The organism is Pseudomonadota bacterium (genome assembly GCA_022361155.1).
In the GTDB taxonomy this organism is placed as follows: domain Bacteria; phylum Myxococcota_A; class Polyangia; order Polyangiales; family JAKSBK01; genus JAKSBK01.
The window spans coordinates 1-1,283 of sequence record JAKSBK010000041.1 but is presented as its reverse complement, the minus strand read 5'-3'; the positions used below and the strand labels follow the sequence as shown (position 1 = coordinate 1,283).

Here is a 1,283-nt window from a genome sequence, read left to right as displayed (position 1 = left end):
TCCACCGAAGCTGGTAACCACGACCCTCGTGGCTCCAGAGGGCCACGCGTGGTTCCTTCGCCGTCACGACAGGTACCGAGCCCTGCAGTTTCTTTCGCTCTTTGACCTTCTGCGCCCGCTCAGGCTCGTCTCCGTGACTCCCAAGGAACAGGCAGCCGCCACGGAGATCCTGCGCAGGTTCTCCGACCAGAATCTTACGCTCACCGATGCCGTGGGCCTGCATCTGATGCACAAGGCAGGAACCTCCTCGTGCTGGTCCACGGACCACCACCTTGGCCTCACCGGCGTGCCGTTGGTGATTCATCAGTACTGACCCGAAACTTCGTTGCGGGTCAAGTGCTCGCTACGCGAGCTTGGCGACGGGCACGACGTGTGCGGGCAACCTGACCCGCGTTGAGGCTTGGGGATGTCCCGGCGGGTGCGGTGGGGGCGGCTCGCCGTGTGCGGGCAACCTGACCCGCGTTGAGGCTTGGGGATGTCCCGGACCGGTCGGGCTCTTTGGCGTCTCTACGGGCCGCTGGTGTGGGAGAGACGCACAACGGCGCGGCAAAGGAATGGGTACCCAGTACCGCGCAGGTATGACGCTCGGCCAAATGCTGAAACAAGGATTCATCGGGGAGGTCTTATGATGGCTGAGAGATTCGACGACCTGCCCGACTGGCGGTTCGAGGTTGAAGAAGCGTCCGCAGGCGTGTTCGAGGTCCGAGGTGTGGACGCGCAAGGACGTCGCGTTGGCGCCAAGGGCACCGACCCGGATGAGCTCTTGTTGGACGCGAAGCGCGCCGCGCACGAGGTCACGCGAAGGATCGCGTAACTGACCGTTGCCGGCCGGTTCGATATCGCATGCGGAGGCCGATTTGCGATCGTATGGTTTTCGCGGGCCAGCCGACTATATACGCGCGGGAACTCCACCAGCTTGAAGCTGCCGGTTACCGTCGCGTGGGCGATTATACGGTGCATCCCGTGCGCCCCATGCGGGCGGGCGTTGCCAAGAGCTCGGAGGGCCCGAGGGCGTGAAGACCTGGCTCACCCGGTCGAACGGACCGTTGGTAAACTCCATCGTCGATCCCTTCGGTTGGATGGGCCCCATTGGATGGCCCCTAACGTGAGCGGCGCCCCATTCCCAGGCTGACCAGGCCCGCCCACTCACGCTTCACCTATCCATGGCTGCCAACAGCCTGTTGCTCTGTAAGAAGTCCACGCCCCTGGTCGAGTGGGGCAAGTCGCTCCACACGCTCGCCAAGGGCCCCGGACATGTGGCAGTACCGGCCACCGTCTTCGCC

Annotated in this window: 2 protein-coding genes; both read left to right on the top strand. The window is 64.3% G+C overall.

Features of this window, described 5'->3' with window-relative positions; translation table 11 throughout:
• Nucleotides 1-313 (top strand): type II toxin-antitoxin system VapC family toxin (locus MJD61_01230; GenBank protein ID MCG8553903.1); only part of this gene is annotated, 313 nt, incomplete at its 5' end.
• 312 nt (nt 314-625) lie between these two features.
• Nucleotides 626-814, top strand: coding sequence for a hypothetical protein (locus MJD61_01225; protein MCG8553902.1), 189 nt, complete (start codon nt 626-628; stop codon nt 812-814).
• The last annotated feature ends 469 nt before the right edge of the window (nt 815-1,283 follow it).